Source organism: Variovorax nitratireducens, from assembly GCF_051216545.1.
Lineage (GTDB): Bacteria > Pseudomonadota > Gammaproteobacteria > Burkholderiales > Burkholderiaceae_C > Variovorax.
Window position 1 is genome coordinate 160,257 of sequence record NZ_JBPJZO010000003.1, and the last position, 21,598, is coordinate 181,854.

General features: G+C 66.9%; 17 protein-coding genes. 4 read left to right on the forward strand and 13 right to left on the reverse strand.

Going from position 1 to position 21,598, the window contains the following annotated elements; genetic code table 11:
* Positions 1–7 precede the first annotated feature (7 nt).
* Positions 8–2,938 (reverse strand): helix-turn-helix transcriptional regulator, encoded by a 2,931-nt coding sequence (locus ACSFA8_RS10015; RefSeq protein WP_435479363.1) that lies wholly within the window; start codon positions 2,936–2,938, stop codon positions 8–10.
* Positions 2,939–3,222: 284 nt separating this feature from the next.
* Here ACSFA8_RS10015 and ACSFA8_RS10020 point away from each other — a divergent pair, with 284 nt between their 5' ends.
* The 4 genes from ACSFA8_RS10020 (at position 3,223) to ACSFA8_RS10035 (ending at position 5,886) form a co-directional block, all read left to right on the forward strand.
* Positions 3,223–3,903: a TetR/AcrR family transcriptional regulator gene (locus tag ACSFA8_RS10020; RefSeq protein ID WP_435479364.1), complete on the forward strand. Its 681-nt coding sequence runs from the start codon at positions 3,223–3,225 to the stop codon at positions 3,901–3,903.
* Positions 3,900–4,628: an oxygen-binding di-iron domain-containing protein gene (locus ACSFA8_RS10025; RefSeq protein WP_435479365.1), complete on the forward strand. Its 729-nt coding sequence runs from the start codon at positions 3,900–3,902 to the stop codon at positions 4,626–4,628. Before ACSFA8_RS10020 ends, ACSFA8_RS10025 begins: the two co-directional genes overlap by 4 nt.
* A gap of 199 nt (positions 4,629–4,827) precedes the next feature.
* Positions 4,828–5,247, forward strand: coding sequence for a hypothetical protein (locus tag ACSFA8_RS10030; protein WP_435479366.1), 420 nt, complete (start codon positions 4,828–4,830; stop codon positions 5,245–5,247).
* 237 nt (positions 5,248–5,484) lie between these two features.
* Complete coding sequence (locus ACSFA8_RS10035; RefSeq protein ID WP_435479367.1) at positions 5,485–5,886, forward strand: cupin domain-containing protein; 402 nt, start codon at positions 5,485–5,487, stop codon at positions 5,884–5,886.
* Between the two features lie 190 nt (positions 5,887–6,076).
* On the opposite strand, the gene ACSFA8_RS10040 is transcribed toward ACSFA8_RS10035, so the two are convergent.
* From ACSFA8_RS10040 to ACSFA8_RS10095, 12 genes are all read right to left on the reverse strand, one after another.
* Positions 6,077–7,246: a BMP family ABC transporter substrate-binding protein gene (locus ACSFA8_RS10040; protein WP_435479368.1), complete on the reverse strand. Its 1,170-nt coding sequence runs from the start codon at positions 7,244–7,246 to the stop codon at positions 6,077–6,079.
* Positions 7,247–7,296: 50 nt separating this feature from the next.
* The gene (locus tag ACSFA8_RS10045) at positions 7,297–8,217 is read right to left on the reverse strand and encodes an ABC transporter permease (protein ID WP_435479369.1); all 921 of its coding nucleotides are present in this window, start codon (positions 8,215–8,217) and stop codon (positions 7,297–7,299) included.
* Positions 8,217–9,380, reverse strand: coding sequence for an ABC transporter permease (locus ACSFA8_RS10050; RefSeq protein WP_435479370.1), 1,164 nt, complete (start codon positions 9,378–9,380; stop codon positions 8,217–8,219). The genes ACSFA8_RS10045 and ACSFA8_RS10050 overlap by 1 nt, the downstream gene beginning before the upstream one ends.
* Positions 9,373–10,902, reverse strand: a complete 1,530-nt coding sequence (locus ACSFA8_RS10055; protein WP_435479371.1) for an ABC transporter ATP-binding protein — start codon at positions 10,900–10,902, stop codon at positions 9,373–9,375. The genes ACSFA8_RS10050 and ACSFA8_RS10055 overlap by 8 nt, the downstream gene beginning before the upstream one ends.
* Positions 10,899–11,888, reverse strand: a complete 990-nt coding sequence (locus ACSFA8_RS10060; RefSeq protein WP_435479372.1) for a LysR family transcriptional regulator — start codon at positions 11,886–11,888, stop codon at positions 10,899–10,901. The genes ACSFA8_RS10055 and ACSFA8_RS10060 overlap by 4 nt, the downstream gene beginning before the upstream one ends.
* 147 nt (positions 11,889–12,035) lie before the next feature.
* Complete coding sequence (gene xdhB, locus ACSFA8_RS10065; protein WP_435479373.1) at positions 12,036–14,453, reverse strand: xanthine dehydrogenase molybdopterin binding subunit; 2,418 nt, start codon at positions 14,451–14,453, stop codon at positions 12,036–12,038.
* A gap of 150 nt (positions 14,454–14,603) precedes the next feature.
* Positions 14,604–16,172: a xanthine dehydrogenase small subunit gene (gene xdhA / locus ACSFA8_RS10070; RefSeq protein ID WP_435479374.1), complete on the reverse strand. Its 1,569-nt coding sequence runs from the start codon at positions 16,170–16,172 to the stop codon at positions 14,604–14,606.
* Between the two features lie 339 nt (positions 16,173–16,511).
* A complete protein-coding gene (locus tag ACSFA8_RS10075) occupies positions 16,512–17,414 on the reverse strand; it encodes a DUF1932 domain-containing protein (protein WP_435479375.1) in 903 nt (300 codons plus the stop codon).
* Positions 17,415–17,478: 64 nt separating this feature from the next.
* The gene (locus ACSFA8_RS10080) at positions 17,479–18,468 is read right to left on the reverse strand and encodes a Bug family tripartite tricarboxylate transporter substrate binding protein (RefSeq protein ID WP_435479376.1); all 990 of its coding nucleotides are present in this window, start codon (positions 18,466–18,468) and stop codon (positions 17,479–17,481) included.
* Entirely contained in the window at positions 18,465–19,817 is a 1,353-nt protein-coding gene (locus ACSFA8_RS10085; RefSeq protein WP_435479377.1) for a gallate dioxygenase, read from the reverse strand. The genes ACSFA8_RS10080 and ACSFA8_RS10085 overlap by 4 nt, the downstream gene beginning before the upstream one ends.
* Positions 19,818–19,839: 22 nt before the next feature.
* Entirely contained in the window at positions 19,840–20,541 is a 702-nt protein-coding gene (gene ligK / locus ACSFA8_RS10090; protein WP_435479378.1) for a 4-carboxy-4-hydroxy-2-oxoadipate aldolase/oxaloacetate decarboxylase, read from the reverse strand.
* Positions 20,542–20,546: 5 nt separating this feature from the next.
* Positions 20,547–21,575 carry an amidohydrolase family protein gene (locus tag ACSFA8_RS10095; protein WP_435479379.1) on the reverse strand — a complete coding sequence of 343 codons (1,029 nt, stop codon included), beginning with the start codon at positions 21,573–21,575 and terminating at the stop codon, positions 20,547–20,549.
* Positions 21,576–21,598: the final 23 nt, after the last annotated feature.

The window sequence follows — 21,598 nt, forward strand, 5'->3', positions numbered from 1 at the left end:
CCCCTCGCTACTTCAGCAGGCCTTCGCGACTGGCATAGGCCGCGGCCTCGGTTCGGTTGGCGGTGTAGGTCTTTTCCAGGATGCTGCGCACGTGGTTGGCGACGGTGTTCGGGCTGATCGTCAGCACTTGGCCGATTTCGCGGTTGTTGCGTCCTATCGCCATCAGGCGAAGTACGCCGACTTCGCGCTGGGTCAGTCCACAGGGGAAGGTCGGCCGCGGCGCGGCGATGGCTTCGGTCAGCGCGGTGATGCGCGGCGTCAAGGCATCCATGCCCAGCGCGGTGCTCTCGGCCAATGCATCGGCAAGCAGCGTACGCACCCGATCGAGATCGCAGGCAGACGCACGCCGATGCAACATCACGGCATACGCGTAGCGGCTGTGCGCCAGCCAGACGCGCCAACCCGTTCGGTGATCCATCGCGAGCGCGGCTTCGAAGTGGCGCTCGGCCACCTCCCATTGCCCCATCACGGTGGCCAGTCGACCCAGTAGCCGGTCGGCCGAGCCCAGGCAAGGCCCGCCGGAGTCAGCCACGAGGTTGGTGCCGGCATGGCCCTTCAGCAACGGGTACAGCAGCGCCGCACGCGTGGCGTCGTCGAGGTAGACACTCACCTCGGCGGCGAACATGGCGATCGTCATCGTGCTGGCGTCCGTCGGCGCCGCCAAGGCACGGCTCCATGGCAGGCTGTCGAACTGCGCCTGGCACTCGGGCCGCATGTCCAGTTCGGCATACAGGAGGGCCAGCCCGGGCTGCCAGATCTGCGCCTTGGGCGTGGTTCCCACGAAGTGGTGCAGCAGCGGCAGTGCCTCGCGCAGCCGGCCTTGCTCGCGCCGCAGGCAGAACATCTGCATGCCATAGGCACCCACCGCCAGGTGTTCGGCGACGCGCCGTCCGAGTTCCAGCGCCTCGGTGGCCCAGGCTTCGGCGTCGGCAAAGCGGCCTTCGTTGATGGCCACCAATGCCTCGATGCATCGGCAGACCGCCTGGTCGCGCAGCGAGCCCGACTGTTCCGAGAGGCGCAGGCCTTGCTCCCGCACGCGCGTCAGCAAGGGGATGTCGCCAACGCCGATGAGGTCGAGCAGGAAGTACGACAGCAAATCCTGGTTGAGCAGCGGCTGTCCCAGCGCCTCGGCGATTCCCCACGCTTCGTGGGCGGCCGCCAGCCGCTCGTGCAGCAGGCCGGGCCAGTAGATGCCCGAGGCGATCGAGGCCAGGGCCAGGCGAAGCCCGCTCATGTCGCCGATCTTCCGCGCCAGCGTGACCGCGCGATGGTGGGCCTCCTTCGCCGCGTCCGCACGGGCGCAGTAGACGTGAGCCCGACACAAGCAGCCCAGCAGTTCCACTCGCAACGGATCTTCCGCCTGGTGCAGGGCGATCGCCTCAAGCAGCAGAACCACCGCCGGCTCGCCGAACCGGGCCGCAATGACACTGCTTTTTTCAAAGCCGACGGCGGCCTGCGCAAACAGCGCGCCCAGGCCCTGGATGCGCGCGAGGTCGGCCGCCTCCTGGTAGGCCGCCCGTGCCTGTTCACCAGCCCCAAGCAACAACTCGACTTTGCCGAGATCCAGCAACAGGCGGCAGCGCTGGCCGGCATCGTTGGCGAAATGCGCCCGCTGCAACTGAAGCGCCAGTTGGTAGAGGCGCACGGCCTCCTCGAAGGCGAGCAACTGTCCCGCGTGCTCGGCCGCCTGCTTCGCATAGGCCAGCGCCTTGACCGCTGCGCCGCCGGGCCCGGCCTCGCTGAAGTGGTAGGCCAACTGCGGCAGCACCGTGTAATCATCGGCGCCATAACGCCGCTCGAGCATTTCACCGATGCGAAGGTGCAGGCGCGCCCGGCGCAGGCCCAGCATTTCGTCATACACAGACTCGCGGATCAAGGCGTGGCTGAAGCGAAACTGCTGCGTCTGCGGCACCGGCTCGATCAGGTGCACAGCCAGTGCTTCTTCGAGCGCCAGCAGGACTTCGTCTTCGGACTTGTCGGCTGCCAGCCGCGCCAACAGATCCAGATCGAAGGTTCGGCCGATACATGCGGCGATCGACAGCAGCCTGCCGGCCGATACGGACAGGCGGTTCATACGCTTGCCGATGACTTCGCGCACGCCGGTCGGAATTGTGATCAGCAGGCGCGGGTCGTCGATGACCGATCCCAAGGCCTGCGGCGCGCGCGTCTCCTTCATGAGCCGCAGCAGCTCTTCGAGATACAGCGGATGCCCTTCGGTGCGCGCGTGGATCGCACTCAGGAAATTGGCACTCGCAGGGCCGCCACCGGCGGCCACCACGAACTCCTCGGTCTCCCGATGGTTCAAGCCGGTCAGTTCGAGTCGCTGGAATGCGGGCAAGCGCGCGAGTTCCGCCAGGGTGTCGAACAGCGGATGCCGGCGCGACAGTTCGGTATCCCGATAGGTTCCTACTACCAGCAAGGCGCTGTCTTCGAGTTCCGCGGCCAAAAACGCGAACAGGCGCAGCGAGGTCGCGTCAGCCCAATGCAGGTCTTCGAAGACCAGCATCTGAGGTCCTTGCTGCGCGGCGCGGCGCCAGAACCCGGCGATGGCGTCGAACAAGCGGAAGCGCGACTGCGCGGTGTCTCCCGCTTCGGTGCCGGGCTGGGGTGGAGAGAACTGCGTGGCCAGTTCGGGAACGATGCTCGCGATGTCGGCCAGTCCCGCGCCGAGCGTCTGGGCCGGATTGGCATCGCCACTGCGACGCAGATAGCTGCGGATCAATTGTCGCCAGGGCCAGTACAGCGGCGCGCCTGGCTCTTCGAGACAGCGCCCCCACACGACAGACACGCCATCCTGTTCGGCTCGCCCGGCCATTTGCTGCGCCAGGCGCGTCTTGCCAATGCCGCCCGAGCCGGCCAGAAGCACGACCTGCCCGTGTCCCTGGCGGGCATTTGCCAGCGCGCTGGTCAGGAGCGCCATTTCCTGCTGGCGGCCCACGAACAGACTCGACGGACGTGACGATGGGTGTGGTGCTGCCGGTGCTGACCCGGCGTCCGTGTCCGGGCCCGCGGCGCCCAGGGCGGCTACGGTCGCGCTTTCGGCGTCAGCAGCAAGGATGACTGTGAGCCCATGTCTGACAGCAGGTTGATTCAACGCAGTGGCTCCGGGTGTGGAGGTGCAAGAGCACGCGCGAAGTATCTGCGTCGTCGCACGCCCGGTCAAACGCCCAACTGAGCGAGCCGTGGCCCGGAGACCAAGGCTTCCACCACTCCCGAAAATATTTGAATTTACGTAAATTCAAACTAAAGTTTCCGCTCAACCATTTGAGCCAGGACATGCCGACTCGCAGCTACATCCCCGGCAAGCGGCTCGCGCAAATGTCGGAGCGACGCCAGCGCGTCACCGCCGCGGCGGCCCAGTTGCACGCCGCGAAGGGGCCGCTTGCCACGAGCTATGCCGATATCGCGCAGCGCGCGGGCGTCTCACTGCCCACCGTGTACAGCTATTTCCCCACGCAGGCCGCCCTGATGACCGCGTGTACGGGCCATGTTGCCGACCGTGCCCCGCCTTTGCCGGTGAACGCAATTCTGGCTGCGCCCGACTTGCGCGCAGCCGCAACGACACTGGTTGCGGCCGTGGATGCATTGCACGCCTACGTCGAGCCTTGGGCCACCTGGCGGCAAGAGCTGGTCATCCCGTTTCTCGCGGAGTTGCGAACCACCCGCCGCGAGCAGCTGACAGCGCTGCTGGCGCGGTTGCTCTCGCAGCATCAGAAGGGTTCCCAGGCGGTGCAGGCGGCCGCTTGGGAGTCGCTGTTGTCCTTTGATCTCTGGCAGCGGCTCGTGCAGCAGCACGCCTTGCCGCGTGCCCGCGTGCGCGCACTCCTCATCGACCTGTTGCTGGCTGCGCTCGGACCCCGAGTCAGCGACATCCAGTCCCCCGGTCCGCGGAGACGACCATGAACACGCCAACGGGATCGATCACCGAGATTGCACCTGACATCCACCGCATCAGCGTCGCCATGCCACCGGGACTCATTCCCGGCGGCTTTTCGTTCAATCAGTACCTGCTGGTAGACGAGCGCCCATTGTTGTTCCACACCGGCCCGCGCAAGCTGTTTCCGCTGGTACGCGCGCAGATTGAGAAGGTGCTGCCGCTTGAGCAACTGCGCTACATCGCCTTCTCGCACGTCGAGGCCGACGAGTGCGGCGCACTCCCGGAATTCCTGGCGGCCGCACCGCAGGCACAGCCCGCGTGCAGCGACATCGCAGCCATGGTGTCGATCCGCGACATGGTCGACGTCGAGCCGATCGGACTAACTGACGGGCAGCCGCTCGACACGGGGCGCCACAAGCTCGTGTGGCAGTCCGTGCCCCACTTGCCGCACGGGTGGGAGTGTGGCTACTTGTTCGATGAATCGTCCAGGACGCTGTTCTGCGGCGACCTGTTCACCCAGCCCGGCATGGGTGAGCAGGCGCTCGTCCACGAAGACATCGTGGAATCGAGCGAGGCCTTCCGCGGGCGCATGGACTATTTCTCACACAGCCTGAACGCGCCGGCACAGATCGACAAGCTGGCGCGGCTGAACCCCGTGACGCTGGCCTGCATGCACGGCAGTGCCTGGTCTGGCGATGGCGCCGCACATCTGCGCAAGCTCGGCCGCTCGCTGGCAGCAACTCCAGCGTGATCAGAGGCGCGGCCGGAGGGACGCACTACCGCAGTACCGAGCCCCTCAGCGCCGCGCACCGCAACTTCGCTGGCCGCTGGATGGCATGATGGCGAAACAAGCGAGGTACAGCCATGACTGATCACCGCGAGAACTGGGAAGAGGCTGCAAAAGCCATTTCTGCGAAAGCGCAATAGCGCCAACGCGCGGAGGGGCTCAGATGCTTCCCATCGTCATTGCGCTCATAGCGACCGTCGTCCTGCTCGTCTGGATGGGTTTTTTCATGATGGGCTCGCTGCCACTGCTGGTGCTCAAGCACGACACCCCGCTGGACTCGCGCTTCATCCGGGGGCTGTTCAACGTCTACTACGTTGCCGTGATGCTGACGGCGAGCGTGGCGGCACTCAGCTATGCATGGTGCGGCAAGCCCGCCTTCGCCTTTGGCATGGCCTTCATCGCAGCCCTGGCGTTCGCGCTGCGCCGCTGGATCGTCATCCCGCGCATGGACGTCCTGCGTCACACGATCCCAGCCGCCGACACTTCGATCTTCCAGTTCCGCCAGCTTCACATCGCCGGGATGATGCTCAACGTGGCGCAGTTGGGAACTGTGGCCTGGGCCTTGACGCAGTTGGCTCTATGACCCCGGCGGAGGGTGGCGCCGCGCGGGGTGCCGCACAAGATCGGGACGCCGGTCGCGATGAGAAGCGTGCTCCGCTTCAGGGAGCCGCGCCCCAGCGCGAGCCCACTGTCGTGGGCCGGCCATGGCAAGCAGAATGGCCGATCCTGGCCGGATGCCCCACGGCATGAAGTTGCCGTGCGCGCTTGCGCCGCTCTGAATTGCGGATCAGAGTGCGATCTCATCACTCCGGAGAACCAGATGGAATCGCCGCTTCTTGATACGCCACAGCGCTTTGTCCTCAGCCACCACAACGAGGCCGACTTCAAGACAGGTGGCTTGCGGGACTATTCGTGCTACCGCGACCTCGGCGTCGCAGCCGCGACCAACGGGCTGGCCGAAGCCCACGTCATCCGCATGATCGCGCCCTTCCGGGCGGAACTCAGCCAGCGGCATCACCACAACGTGAGGTTCCAGATGGTCTATTGCTTGAAGGGCTGGTTCGAGACCGATTTCGAAGGCATCGGTCCGCAGCGCCTGGTCGCCGGTTCGAGCTGGGTTCAACCACCCGGCATTCGGCACACGGTCATCGATTGGTCGGAGGACTGTGAGCTCCTCGAGATTCTCATGCCCGCTGATCACGAGACGGTCAACGACTCATAGCGTCCGATCCGCCTAGGTCGATCGTGGCAGAGCGTTTAAGAACAAAAAAAAGCTGCCTAACCGGCAGCCTTCATAGCGGAGTGGAATTCTTCGCGCAAACACCGCGGAACCGGCTTCGCCGGCCCGCTGGTGTTGCCCCCGGCAGGGGGTTGGCGCAGCGACACGAAGTGCGCGAAGCCTGGGGGCGAGCCTACTTCTTTTCGCCCGGAACCTTGCCGTCCACACCCTTGACGTAGAAGTTCACGCCCGACAGGAACTTGTCGTCGGCCACCGCGCCGGCCGCCACGAGCTCCTTGCCGTCCTGGCCGACGATCGGGCCCTTCCAGATCGAATAGGTGCCGTCCTTCAGGCCCTTCTTGACCTCTTGAACCTTGGTCTTGATGTCGGCCGGAATGTCGTCGGCGAGCGAGACGATGTCGATCGCACCCTCCTTCACGCCCCACCAGGTGGCGCCGGTCGCCCACTTGCCGTCGAGCGCGTCCTGCGTGGCCTTGATGTAGTACGGGCTCCAGTTGATCACGGCCGAGGCCAGGTGGGCCTTCGGGCCGTAGGCGGTCATGTCCGAATCCCAGCCGAAGGCGCGCTTGCCCTTTTCCTGCGCGGTCTTGAGCACGGCGGGCGAATCGGTGTTCTGGAACAGCACGTCGGCACCGCCATTGATGAGCGCGGTGGCCGCTTCGGTTTCCTTCGGCGGGCTGAACCATTCGTTGACCCACACCACCTTGGTGGTGATCTTCGGGTTGACCGACTGCGCGCCCATCGTGAAGCTGTTGATGTTGCGCAGCACTTCTGGAATTGGCACCGAGCCGACCACGCCGAGCGTGTTGCTCTTGGTCATCGCGCCCGCGATGATGCCGGCCATGTACGCGCCTTCGTAGGTGCGGCTGTCGTAGGTGCGCATGTTCTCGGCGGTCTTGTAGCCGGTGGCATGCTCGAACTTGACTTCCTTGCTATCGGTCGCGACCTTGAGCATGGGCTCCATGTAGCCGAAGGTGGTGCCGAAGATCAGCTTGTTGCCCTGGCCCACGAGATCGCGGAACACGCGCTCGGCGTCGGCCGATTCGGGCACGCTCTCGACGAAGGTGGTCTTGATCTTGTTGCCGAATTCCTTCTCGAGTGCCTTGCGGCCGTTGTCGTGCGCGAAGGTCCAGCCGCCGTCGCCGACCGGGCCGACGTAGGCAAAGGCGATGTTGAGCGGCGCAGCCGGAGCCGGTGCGGCAGCAGTCGGTGCCGGGGCGGCCGGGGCGGCAGCCGGGGGTGCGGCCTCTTCCTTCTTGCCGCAACCCACCAGGGCGGCCGAAGCGACGGCCGTCAGGGCCGCCAGCTTGAGCAGGGAACGCTTGTTCATCAGATCATTCATTGTCGGAAATCCTCAAAAGGCAGGTTGCGAAACAAGAAAACACGAATGGATTATGAGCCGGGGTAGAACGGTTTTCCGATCGACGCCGGCATGTTGATTCGAATGAAGGCCGGATTGCGCGAGATCAGCGCCAGCACCACGATGGTGGCGAGGTACGGCATCATGTTGAGGAACTGGCTCGGAATGTCGACGCCGACGCTCTGCAGGTGAAAGCCAAGCATCGTGACGCCGCCGAACAGGTAGGCGCCGAGCAGCACGCGCGCCGGCCTCCAGGTGGCGAAGGTGGTGAGCGCCAGCGCGATCCAGCCCTTGCCGGCCACCATGTTCTCGACCCACAGACCGGTGTAGACCACCGACAGGTAGGCACCCGCCAGCCCGCAGAGCGCACCGCCCGCGAGCACCGCCAGGAAGCGGATGCGCCGCACCGGGTAGCCGAGCGCGTGCGAAGACTCCGGCGACTCGCCGACCGAGCGCAGCACCAGCCCCGAGCGCGTGCGGTAGAGGAACCAGATCAGCGCAAAGGTAAGCAGCACCGCGAAGTAGACGATCGGATGGTGCTGGAACAGCGCCGGCCCGACCAGCGGCAGATCGCCCAGAAACGGCAGCTTGTACTGCACGCTCTCGGGCAGCTTGGCCTGCACATAGTTGATCCCGGCAAAGGCCGAAAAGCCCACACCGAACAGGCTCAGCGCGAGCCCGGTCGCGTACTGGTTGGTGTTGAGCCAGATCACCAGCACGCCGAACACGGCCGCGAGGAAGGCGCCCGTCACCATGCCGCCTGCAAAGCCGAGCCAGCTGCTGCCGGTTTGCACCGTGACCGCGAAGCCGGCGATCGCGGCGCACAGCATGAGCCCCTCGGCGCCGAGGTTGACGATGCCGGCCTTCTCGTTGATCAGGAGGCCGAGCGAAGCGATCGCCAGCACGGTGCCGGCGCTGAGCATCGAGCCCAGCAGGAGTGCGTACCCGTCCATCAGAGAGCTCCTTCGGTGGCGTGCGCGACAGGCTGCGCGGTGAGAGGGGTACTGGCCTGCAGGGAGGCCGTGCCCGGCGACCCGGACGAGACGGGCGCCGGCTTCGGTGCAGCCTTGAGCCGCACGCGGTAGGCGATCAGCGTGTCGCAGGCCAGCAGCGTGAACAGCAGCAGCCCCTGGAATACGCCGGTCAGCGACTTGGGCAGCCCGAGGCGCGACTGGGCCAGCTCGCCGCCGATGTAGAACATGCTCATGAGGATGGCCGAGAACACCATGCCGACCGGATGCAGCCGCCCGACGAAGGCCACGATGATGGCGGCGAAGCCGTAGCCGGCCGGCACGTAGGGCGTGAGTTGGCCGATCGGGCCGGCGACTTCGAGCGCACCGGCAAGGCCAGCTGCGCCGCCCGAGGTCAGCAGCGCGATCCACACCGCGCGCCGGGCCGAGAAGCCCGCGTAGCGCGCTGCTGCCGGCGCGAGGCCGCCGACCTGCTGCGCAAAGCCGGCCCGCGTGCGGAACAGGAAGATCCAGAGCGCCGCCACGCCGCCGAGCGCGATAACGAGCCCGATGCTGACGCGAGAGCCCTTCACGAGCCGCGGGATCTGCGTCACCGCCTCGAAGTTCTTGCTCTGCGGAAAGTTGAAGCCCATCGGATCCTTCAGCGGGCCCGCGACCACGTAGCCGAGCACCAGCGTCGCCACGTACACCAGCATGAGGCTGACCAGGATTTCGTTGGCGTTGAACCGGTCGCGCAGCAGCGCAACGATCGCGGCCCAGAACATACCGCCCAGCACGCCGGCCGCGATGATGGCCGCCACGATCCAGGGGCCGGTGCTCTTGTCGGCCAGCAGCGCGACATAGCCGGCCGCGATCGCACCGATCACGAACTGCCCCTCCGCGCCGATGTTCCACACGTTGGAGCGGAAGCAGACGGCAAGGCCCAGGGCGATGATCAGCAGCGGCGTCGCCTTGACCATCAATTCGCCCAGCGCATAGCCGCTCCTGATGGGCTCCCAGAAGAAAACGAGCAGGCCCTTGACCGGGTCCTTGCCCAACGCTGCGAACAGCGCCATGCCGATCACCACCGTGATCAGCAGCGCCAGGATCGGCGAGCCGTAGCTCCAGAATCGCGAGAGCTGCGGGCGGGCTTCGAGCTTAAACATGGGTAGCCTCCCGTGCAGCGGTGGCGCCTTGCCACAAGCCGCTCATCCATTCGCCGATCTGCGGCACGGTGGCCGCGGCCCGATCGACCGAGGGCGAGAGCTGCCCCTTGGCGATCACGTACAGCCGGTCGCTGATCTCGAACAGCTCATCAAGCTCTTCGCTCACCACCAGCACCGCGCAGCCGGCGTCGCGCAGCGCCAGGATCTCGCCGCGAATCAGCGCTGCTGCGCCGACGTCGACGCCCCAGGTCGGCTGCGCCACGATGAAGAGCTTGGGGTTGGCATCGATCTCGCGCCCGACGATGAACTTCTGCAGGTTGCCGCCCGAGAGCGAACGCGCCGCCGCGCCCGGCCCGCCCGCCTTGACGTTGAAGCGCGCGATGATTTTTTCGGCATGCGTCTGCAGCGCGCCGATGCGGATCCAGCCGCTCTTGCCGATCGCGTTGTCGCGTGTCAGCAGCATGTTCTGTGCGAGGCTCAGCGTCGGCACCGCGCCGCGGCCGAGCCGCTCCTCGGGCACGAAATGCACGCCGAGCTTGCGCCGCCCGCGCGGCCGCAGGCGCGCGGCGGGATGGCCGAACATCTCGATCATGGCCGGCTCGGCCCGCGTGTCTTCACCCGACAGCGCATAGAGCAGCTCTTTCTGTCCGTTGCCGGAAACGCCGGCGATGCCGACCACCTCGCCGGCCCGCACATCGAGCGAGACGCCGTCGAGGTCGACGCCGAACTGGTCGTCGCGCGCCAGCGTCAGGCCTTTCACGCGCAGCGCGACCGCGCCGGTCTTGAGTTCGCGGTGCTGCAGCGGCGGCGGCTCGGCACCGATCATCAGGCGCGAGAGCGACTCGTTGGTTTCGTTCTGCGGATTGCACACGCCCGTGACCTTGCCGCCGCGCAACACGGTGCACGCGGTGCACAGCTCGCGGATCTCGTGCAGCTTGTGGCTGATGTAGAGGATGCTGCAACCCTCGGACGACAACTGCTTGAGCACGACGAAGAGCTTGTGCACCGCCTGCGGCGTCAGAACCGAAGTCGGCTCGTCGAGGATCAGCAGCTTGGGGTTGGTCAGCAGCGCGCGGATGATCTCGACGCGCTGCATCTCCCCGACCGAGAGCGTGTGCACCGGGCGCGAGGGATCGATGTCGAGCCCGTACTCGCGGGCCTTGGCCGTGATGCGCTGCGTCACCTCCATCAGCGCCAGGCTCTTGTCGAGCCCGAGCCAGACGTTCTCGGCCACCGTGAGCGTGTCGAACAGGCTGAAGTGCTGGAACACCATGCTGATGCCGAGCGCCCTCGCCTCCTGCGGGTTGCGGATGTTCACCGGCTGGCCATTGAAGCTCACCGTGCCCTCGTCGGGCTTCACTGAGCCGTAGATGATCTTCATCAGGGTCGATTTGCCGGCGCCGTTTTCGCCCAGCACCGCATGCGTTTCGCCGGGTTGCACGGTCAGCGAGACATCGCTGTTGGCCACCACGGCCGGATAGCGCTTGGTGATGTTTGCAAGCTGGAGTCTGAAGGGTGTCATGCCCGATCCCGTTGTTTGTCTTCAATAGCCGAAAGTGCCGCGGCACCGGCACCCTGCACCGGACGCAACGACGCCGCCACCGACTTGATGCGGTCGCGCAGCCAGCGCGCCGAACTCGACGAATGGGTTCGCTCGTGCCACAGCTGGTAGTACATGAGGCGCGGAAAGGCGACTGGGCACTCGACAATCTTCACCGGCAGCCGCGCGGTGAAACGCTCGCAGTACTGGCGTCCGGTGGTCAGCACCAGCAGGCTCGACGCCACCATGTCGGGGATCAGGCCGAAATGCGCGCAGCGGGCCGTGATGTTGCGCTGCAGATTCAGCCCGTCGAGCATCTGGTCGATGATGCCGCGCGCGCCCGGATGCGTCGGCGTCGGCGCGATGTGCTCGGCGGCGAGCCAGGTGCCCGTGTCCCAGCCGCGCCGCGCGGCGGGATGGTCGAGACTGATCAGCGAGACGATCTCGTCGCCGAACAGGCGTGCCATGTGCAGGTCTTCCGGCGGCTTGAGCCAGTTGCCGATCACCAGATCGACATGGCCGAGCGACAGGTGGCCGTGATAGTCCGAATCGGGCGAGAGCGGATGGATCTCGATCTTGCACATCGGCGCCTGGCTCTTGATCTGCGCCACCAGCGTCGGCAGGAAGATCGGATCGAGGTAGTCGCTCGCGGCGATGCGGAAGGTGCTTTCGGCCGTTTGCGGGTCGAAGCCGCGCGCATCGCTGAACAGCACCTCGGCCGCCCGCAGGATGCTGGCGCTCGGTTCGATCATGCGCAGCCCGGCGTCGGTCGGCACCATGCCCGAGCCCGAGCGCACCAGCAGCGGGTCGCCCGAGAGCTCGCGCAGGCGCTTCAACGCGGCCGACACGGCCGGCTGGTACATGCCCAGGCGAATGGCCGCGCGCGACACGCTGCGGTCGGTCAAGACGGTGTGCAGAACCCGGATCAAGTGAAGATCGATCTTGTCGAAGAGCGCTTGGTCACGCATCTAGAGCTCCCCCCCAGGCTGCGCGCACTGCGTGTCGCTGCGCCAACCCCCTGCCGGGGGCGACACCAGCGGCCCGGCGAAGCCGGTTCCGCGGTGTCCCGCGAAGGGGGGAGCGATCTCGGGCATGTCGGTAAAGATAAAAGCGGCTCAGGCCTGCACGGCCGTGATGGCCGCCAGGATCGCTTCGCTGGTCGCGGGCGCCCGCAGCGGGGGGTCGACCTTGTGGTCGCCTGCCGACGAAATGGCGTCGCGAATGGCATAGAACACCGAGAACGGCAGCAGCAGCGGCGGCTCGCCAACCGCCTTGCTGCGGTGGATCGAGTCTTCGAAGTTGTCGCCTTCGTACAGCTTGACGTTGAACACCGGCGGGCAGTCGTTGGCCGTCGGGATCTTGTAGGTGCTCGGTGCGTGCGTCGTGAGCTTGCCGCTCTGTGGATGCCACATCAGCTCTTCGGTGGTGAGCCAACCCATGCCCTGGATGAAGGCGCCCTCGACCTGGCCGATGTCGACCGCCGGGTTGAGCGAGCGACCGGCGTCGTGCAGGATGTCGGCGCGCAGCAGCTTCCATTCGCCGGTGAGCGTGTCCACCACCACCTCGCTCACGGCCGCACCATAGGCGAAGTAGTAGAAGGGCCGCCCCTTCATGGTTTCCTTGTTCCAGCTCAGGCCCGGCGTCGCATAGAAGCCGTCGGACCAGAGCTGCACGCGGTCCATGTAGGCCTCGGCCACCAGCGTGCAGAAGTCGAGCGTTCGGCCATTGACGACGACCTTGTCGTTGGCAAATCGCACCGCAGCCGCGTCGCCGCCATGCCGCTCGGCCGCGCACGCGGCCAGCCGTTCGCGGATTTGCCGCGCCGCGTCCTGCGCGGCCTTGCCGTTCAGGTCGGCACCCGTGGAGGCCGCCGTCGCTGAAGTGTTGGCAACCTTGGTGGTGTCGGTGGCGGTGACGCGCACGCTCTCGAAACTCACGCCGAGTTCGTGCGCCACCACCTGCGCGACCTTGGTGTTGACGCCCTGGCCCATCTCGGTGGCGCCGTGGTTCACCAGGATCGAGCCGTCGGTGTACACATGCACCAGCGCGCCGGCCTGGTTGAAGTGCTTGACGTTGAACGAAATGCCGAACTTCAGCGGCGCCAGTGCCAGACCGCGCTTGAGCACCGGGCTCGCGGCGTTGAACGCGGCAGCGGCTGCGCGCCGCGCGCGGTAGTCACTGCTCGTTTCGAGCTGGGTCACCAGCTCGTCGATGATGTTGTCGGTCACGACCTGGTCGTAGGGCGTGACATTGCGCTCGGTCTTGCCGTAGAAGTTGAGGCGCCGCACGTCCAGCGGATCGCGTCCCAGTTCGCGCGCCACCGTATCGAGGATGTTCTCGATCGCGATGGCGCCCTGCGGCCCGCCGAAGCCGCGAAACGCAGTGTTGCTCTGCGTGTTGGTCTTGCCCGAGTAGCCGTGCATCGACACGTCGGGCAGCCAGTAGGCGTTGTCGAAATGGCACATCGCACGCGTCATCACGGGGCCTGACAGGTCGGCCGAATGCCCGGCGCGCGACACCATCGAGATCTCCGCGCCGAGGATGCGGCCCTCGTCGTCGTAGCCGACTTCGTATTCGTACCAGAAGCAGTGGCGCCGCCCGGTGATCAGGAAGTCGTCGTCGCGGTCCAGCCGCAATTTCACCGGGCGCTGCAGCGTGTGCGCCGCGATCGCCGCCACGCAGGCGAACAGGCCCGACTGCGATTCCTTGCCGCCGAAGCCGCCGCCCATGCGGCGGCATTCGACATGAACCTCGTTGGCATGCAGGCGCAGCGCATGCGCCACCAGGTGCTGCATCTCGCTCGGGTGCTGGGTCGAGCAGTGCACATGCATGGCTCCACCCTCTTTGGGGATCGCGTAGCTGATCTGCCCTTCCAGATAGAACTGCTCCTGGCCGCCGACCTCGAAGGTCGACTGGAGGCGGTGCGGCGCTTTTGCGATGGCCGCCTTGGCCCCGCCTTCGTGCGTGGCGCGCTCGAGGTGCATCGGCGGCAGCACGTACTGGCCTTTGGCATGGGCCTGCTGCGGCGTGAGCACCGGCGGCGCAGCCTCGATGGTGAGCACGTCTTTCGCCCTGGCCGCGACGCGGCGCGCGATATCGCGCGTTTCGGCGATCACCGCGAACACCGGCTGGCCCAGGTGGCGGATGTCGCCGCTGCAGAGGATCGGGTCGTCGTGAACGATCGAGCCGCAGTCGTTGGTGCCGGGGATATCGGCCGCGGACAGCACGGCAACCACGCCGGGCAGCGCGCGCAGCGCGTCGAGCGACATGCCGGTGAGCCGGCCGTTGGCCACCGGCGACAGGCCGAGCGCGCAATGCAGCGTCCCTGCCAGTTCGGGGATGTCGTCGATGTAGGTCGCTTCGCCGGCCACATGCAGTTGCGCCGACTCGTGCGGCCGGCTGATGCCGACGCGTGCGCCGTCGTCGTGGGCCCTGGCTTCGGCACCGACGTCGATGCGCGCGGCCGCATTCTTCAGGTAATCGGCAAATGCCTCAGCGGGCTGCATCAGGCGGGCATCGATTGGTTTGTTCATTTCAATTGCTCCTTTGCGCTCGACCCGCCTGGCCGCACATCAACGCCCCTGCCAGAAACACCGTGGAACCGGCTTCGCCGGGCCACTGGTGTTGCCCCCTGCAAGGGGGTTGGCGCAGCGACACGAAGTGCGCGAAGACTGGGGGTGTTCTCATACCACATGGGGCATCACACTCCAGACGCTGGTCGCTTCCAGCGGCAGGGCGTCGGTGGAGCGCGTCTCGAGCCACAGGCGCTGAATCAGATTCTGCGCCACCTGCAGCCGGTAAGCCGCCGAAGCGCGCATGTCCGACAGCGGCTTGAAATCCTGCGCCAATGCGAGCTTGGCAGCGTTCACGCTGGCCTGCGTCCAGGGCTTGCCGAGCAGCGCGGCCTCGGCCTGCGCCGCGCGTTTGACCACGGCCGCCATGCCGCCGAATGCAAGCCGTACCTCCTTGACCGTGTCGCCGTCGAGCGCGATCGAGAAGCCGGCGCACAGCGCCGAGATGTCGCAGTCGAAGCGCTTGCTGATCTTGTAGGCCCGTACGCGGCGCGTTGCCACCGAGAGCGGCACGGCCATGCCCTGCACGAACTCGCCCGGCTCGAGCTGGTTCGTCATGTAGTCGACGTAGAACCCGGTCAGCGGCATGCGGCGCACGCGCTCGCCCTGCCGCAGCTCGATCTGCGCGTCGAGCGCCATCAGCACCGGCGCCGAGTCGCCGATCGGCGAACCGTTGGCGACATTGCCGCCCATGGTGCCGGCATTGCGGATCGGCGGCGACGCAAAGCGCAGCCACACGTCGGTGAGGCCCTCGAAGCGCTGCGCGAGTGCGCGCCAGGCCGTTTCGAGCGAGGCGCCGGCACCGATGTAGAGCTCGCCGCCCTGCTCCCGAACGGTCTTCATTTCCGCGACGTCGCCGACATAGATGATGTCGCCGAGATCGCGGAACTGCTTGTTGACCCAGAGGCCGACGTCGGTCGAGCCGGCCAAGAGCTGCGCATCCGGCTTCTGCAGGCGCAAGGCCGCCAGCTCGGCCAGCGTGGTCGGCGCCTGGAAGCGATCGGTGCGCCCGCCGGAGACGGTGCTGTAGTCGAAGGTGCCTTCGCGCTGCAGGGCGGTGAGCGCCCGCACCACGGGCTGCGTGTCGAGCCGCACGGCGGGCAGGTCGAATATGCGCTGGCCCGCATCGAGGATCGGGCGGTAGCCGGTGCAACGGCACAGGTTGCCCGAGAGTTCGTCGGCCAGCTGCTGGCGCGTGGGCTGGGTGCCGGCTGCGCTGTGGTGTTCGTAGCTCGACCACAGCGACATCACGAAGCCTGGCGTGCAGAAGCCGCACTGCGAGCCGTGGCACTCGACCATGGCTTGCTGCACCGGGTGCAGCTGCCGCACGGCGTGCTTGTCGTGCTGCCGGGTGTCGAGCGACTTGCCGCACTGCCGCTTGAGATCCTCGACCGTGAACAGCGCCTTGCCGTGCAGCGTCGGCAGGAACTGGATGCACGCGTTGACCGTTTGCAGCTGCAACCCGCCAACCGCGCCAGGCGCGCCCGGCTCGGCCAGCTCGCCGATGACGACGGTGCAGGCGCCGCAATCGCCTTCGTTGCAGCCCTCCTTGGTGCCGGTGCAGCGCGCGTCTTCGCGCAGCCAGTCGAGCACGGTGCGGGTGGGATGCACGCCGCTTACGTCGACGATCCGGTCGCGATGGAAGAAGCGAAGGGGCTGGCTGCTTGTGTTGCTGCTCATGGATTGAATGCTGTCGTGGATGCGAAAACCGGCGCTACCGAACTTAGGGCTTCGAGGCCGCGGACGCATACAGCCCTCACCATAGTTCGTATGTCCGGCTCCGTATGCACCTTATTCGGGTTTACACGGGTACCCGCCGCACTCGGACAGCAATTGTCGGGCCCGATCGGGCCGGGCCGCGTGGCGTTTTGGGGCTGGCCGCTGGCGGCGGGTGGCCCCTTCCGCGAATGTCCCCCGGCCTGCGGCCTCCTCCTTTATTTCGCTGCAGGGGCCACCCACCACCAGCGGCCTGGGCACGCTCTTGGTGTTCAGCGCGAACCGGTCACGCCGCGGACAGCATCATGAGGATGGTGGATCCTGCGCGATCAGCCGATCCGCGTAGGCTTGCCAGGGGCTTTGCCCGTCCAGTCCGTCGAACAGGCCGGCCCGCGCCTGCCGCGCCACCCCGTCCTGCTTGTCTGCAATCGCCGTCGCCATGACCGGCTCGAAGCCCGCTTCGCGCACCGTCCGGGCAGCCTCGCGCATTTCTTCCGCACGCCGCTTTCCATGATGCACCACGCGGCTGAAGAAATAGGCGCCCTGCTGCTGCCAGTCGATCTGCGGAAAGGTCTCCTGCAGCGTGGGCAGCACGTGCGCCTCCACGCCGTAGCGCCGTGCCGTGGTGTAGCTCTCGATCACGAGCGCCTCCAGGCCCTTGATCATGATGCTGCGGCTCATCTTGATGGCGGACGCCACGCCGAGCTGCGGGCTCACCGCGCGCGCGTCCATGCCCCATGCGCAAAGCGTCGCGGCCAGCGCCTCGGCCTGGGCGCCGCCCAGCAGCATCGGCACGCGGATGCCGTAGGGCGGGACGGAGGTCATCACACCCGCTTCGACGTAGGACACGCCGACGCCCTCGAGCGCGGCGCCGGCTTGCTGCTTGGTGCCCGGAGAGGCCGAATTGAGATCGAGGAAGCGGGTGCCTGCACGCGCATGCAGCGCGGCCGCCTCGGCTACGGCGAGCGTATTGGAGGCCGTGACCGCGGAGATCGTCAAACCGGCAGCGGCGCACAAGCCCCGCATGCCCGTTGCGACCTGCATGCCGTCGGCCTCCGCCGCAGCCCGCGCGGCGGGGCCGCCCGCCGCGTCGGCGAACTTGAGATCCCAGACCCAGACCGCGTCGATGCCGGCCTGGTGCAGCAGGCCGCGCCCGAAGATCCCGCCCACTTCCCCGTAGCCGACGATGCCCAACGTGATACCCATGGTGTGTGTCTCCTTTTCAATCGGCCTTGAAACCCTGGGTGCCCGCGACGCCGGATGCCCTGTCTCAATCCGGCTTGATGTTGGCTTCGCGTATCAGCCTCCCATAGCGGGCCGCTTCACCCTTGAGCAGCTTCTCGAATTGCGCCGTCGGCCCCGGCAGGGCGACGCCACCCGCCGCTGCGAGCTGGTCGCGCACCTCGGTGGATTCGAGCGCCTTCTGCACCGCCTCGTACAGCTTGGCCTGGATCGGCTTGGGCAGCCCGGCCGGTGCGACGAAGCCATACCAGACGCTCGCTTCGAAGCCGGGATAGCCCGACTCCGCAACTGTCGGCACCCCGGGCAGCACCGCCGCGCGCTCGGGGCTCATCAGCGCCAGCACCCGCAGCTTGCCTGCCTTGGCGAGTGGCGCCGCCTCGAGCGCGTTGACCGCCACAACATCCACGTGGCCACCCATCACGTCGGTGAGCGCCTGCGAGCCACCCTTGTACGGCACGTGGCGCAGCGAAAGCCCGGCGGTGTGCTGAAAAAGCTCCATTGCCAGATGCGGTGTCGAGCCGTTGCCTGGCGTTGCCACGCCGATCACGCCCGGCTTCGCCTTGGCCGCGGCCACCAGCTGCGGCAAGGTCTTGAACTCCGAACCCTCGCGCACCGCAGCCACCACCGGCACGCGTCCGACCAGGGACACCGGTGTCAGGTCGCGTTCCAGGTCGTAGGGCGCCGGCTGGAACAGTGCGGGGTTCACCGCCAGGGCGTTGGCCGCCAGCATCAGGGTGTAGCCGTCGGGCGGGCTGGTGATGAGCGCCTTGACTGCGATGTTGGTGCCCGCGCCGGGCTTGTTCTCGACAATGACGGGCTGGCCGAGGACGGAGGCCATCCGCTGGCCGACCGAGCGCGCAATCAGATCCACCGCGCCGCCGGCGCCGTAGCCGACGATGATCCTGATCGGCTTCGAAGGGTAAGCATCCGCTGCGCCGGCCTTCGATGACACGGCGAGCGCCGACAGCCCGGCCAGGGCGAGCGAGGCGAGCAGGGGGCGGCGAGAAAGCATCTTCATGATTTGTTCCAGGTCTGCGGGGCCGCGTCCTTGCCGGCCACCGAATACAGCGCGCCGGGCGCGTTGCGCGTTTGCTGGAATTCCTCCAGCGACTGCCCGCGCATGGCGGCATAGATATGCAGGTTGGAGACGCCGACCACCGCGCCCAGCTTCTCCAGCATGAAGAAGATGACGCCGTAGTGGATAAGGCCGCGCCAGTCACGCCGGCGCACCAGGTCGCGTTCCGGCGCAGTCAGGCCGGCAGCCTCGAACGCCGCCTCCTGGTCGACGACAAAGCGGGCGCGATGATCCGGGCGCGTCATGCCGTGCAGGAACTTGTTCAGGCGGTAAGCGCGTACGCTGGTCTCGAGCGTGAACGGGTGCGTGCCCGCCAGCGCCTCGACGCCCGCGAGCTGCGCGTCGATGTGACGGCGGTGCCGCTCGACCTCGCCGGCGACCGGCGGGCTGGCCAGGTTTTCGTAGACGGCGGTGGCGATGCCGGTCATCGACGGCAGGTAGTAGCTCTGGTGCGTCTTGCGCACGTTGGAAGAGAGCGCGCCGCGCATCACCAGCCACATGATCACTTCCGCGCCTTCCATGCCACCGAGGGTGGCGAGCTCGGCCTGCGTCATCTCGGTGAGCCGTACCGGGTCGTTCTCGATCAGGTCGAGGAACTGCGCATCCCACGCGGTGTTGTTGAAGCCCGCGCGCTCACCATGCACCTGGTGCGACAGCCCGCCGGTGGCGACGATGGCCACTTTCAGGTCTTCCGGATAGCTCTCGATGGCGCGCCGCAATGCCTGCCCGAGCCGGTAGCAGCGCCGGGCCGACGGCACGGGCGATTGCAGCACGCCGACCTGCAGCGGCACCACGGGGAACGGCCAGGCTGGCGTATTGGATGACCTCCGCCCTGACGGGCTGCGGTGCGAGCCCTCTTCGGAGCGGCCGGGCAAGGGCTCCTGCGGACAGAGCAGCGACAGCGGCGAGAACACGCCGTGGTCCAGCGCCCGATCCTGGAAGAAGGACATGTCGAACTCGTCTGCCACCAGCGAGCGGCCGATGTGCTGCGCGAGCGCCGCGTGCCCGGCCAGCGAAGGCAGGTCGCGCGCGCCACCGCCTTCATCGGCCACCTCGTGCCGCTCGCCGACACCGAGCGAGAAGGCCGAATAGTGGTCGAAGAAGAACGAGCTGACGTGGTCGTTGTAGATGAAGAACAGCACGTCGGGCTGGTTGTCCGCGAGCCAGCGCTGCACGGGCCCGAAGGCCTCGAAGATGGGCGCCCACACTGGATCCTGCTGCTTCTTCTTGTCGAAAGCGAAGCCGATGGTGGGCGTGTGGGAACACGCGACAGCGCCGATGATGCGAGCCATGGGGTGTGGGCTCCGGTCGCCGTCAGTCGATGTAGCGCAGGCCGGCCTTGGCCAGCGACTCGCGCATGGCGTACATGTCCAGGCCCAGCTCTCCGGCGGCGAAGCGCGCACGCTTGCTGGTCTCGCTGGCCTCGCGGGCCTCGGCCGCATCGGCCACCTGCTGCGCACGCGCAGCCGGCACCACCACAACGCCGTCGATGTCGGCCACCACCACGTCGCCCGGCTGCACCAGCGCGCCGGCACACACTACCGGCACGTTGACCGAACCGAGCGTCGACTTGATGCAGCCCTTCGAATGGATGGCGCGGCTGAACACCGGGAAGTTCATCGCGGTGAGGTCGCGCACGTCGCGCACCCCGCCGTCGATCACCAGGCCCTTGCAGCCGCGCGCCTGGAACGAGGTGGCCAGCAGGTCGCCGAAGAAGCCATCGGTGCTGTCAGAGGTGCAGGCGGCGACCACCACGTCGCCGGGCTGGATCTCCTCGGCCGCGACATGCATCATCCAGTTGTCGCCGGGCTGCAGCAGCACGGTAATGGCTGTTCCGCAAATGCGCGCCTCGGTGTAGATCGGGCGAATGCGCGGCTGCATCAGTCCAAGCCGACCGAGCGCCTCATGCACGGTCGAGACACCGAAACGCGAGAGCTTCTCGACCGCGGCCGGGTCGGCACGGGTGATGTTGCGATGGACGACGCCGAGTTGTTGAAGCGCGGAGGAGGTGGACATGATGGTCAAAGGCCTTTGGCAGTGAGGGCGCGGTCGAGGCGCGGGTAAACGCGGCGGGCGTTGGCTTCGAACACCTTGTGCCGCGTGTCGGCGTCGAGCATCGGCGTCGCGTCGATGTAGCGCCGCGTGTCGTCGTAGAAGAATCCGGTTTCCGGATCGATGCCGCGCACGGCGCCGATCATCTCGCTCGCGAACAGGATGTTGTCGACCGGGATCACGCGCGTCAGCAGATCGATGCCGGGCTGGTGGTAGACGCAGGTGTCGAAGAAGATGTTGTTCAGCAGATGATCCTTCAGCAACGGCTTCTTCAGCTCCTGCGCGAGGCCACGAAAGCGCCCCCAGTGGTAGGGCACCGCGCCGCCGCCATGCGGGATCACGAAGCGCAGCGTCGGGAAGTCCTTGAACAGGTCGGAAGTCAGGCACTGCATGAAGGCAGTGGTGTCGGCATTCAGGTAGTGCGCGCCGGTGGTGTGAAAGCAGGCGTTGCAGCTCGTGCTCACATGCACCATCGCCGGAATGTCGTGCTCGACCATCTTCTCGTAGATCGGATACCAGTGGCGATCCGACAGCGGCGGCGAGGTCCAGTGGCCGCCCGATGGATCCGGGTTGAGGTTGATGCCGACGAAGCCGTACTCGCGAACGCAGCGCTCCAGCTCGGGGATGCAGCTGCGCGGATCCACGCCGGGCGACTGCGGCAGCATGGCCGCGCCGATGAAGTGATCCGGGAACAGCTGCGCCACGCGGTGGCAGAGCTCGTTGCAGATCGCGGCCCAGGTGGCGCTGGTCTCGAAGTCGCCGATGTGATGCGCCATGAAGCTGGCACGCGGGCTGAAAACCGTCAGGTCGCTGCCGCGTTCCTTCATCAGGCGCAGCTGGTTGCTCTCGATCGATTCGCGCAGCTCGTCGTCGCTGATCTTCAGATCCGAAACACGGGGCTTCAGCGCGGAATCCTTCAGACCCGCAATCTGTTGGTTGCGCCAGTTTTCCAGCGCCTTGGGCGCCGTGGTGTAGTGGCCGTGGCAGTCGATGATCATCTGCAATCCAATGGGTTGATGGC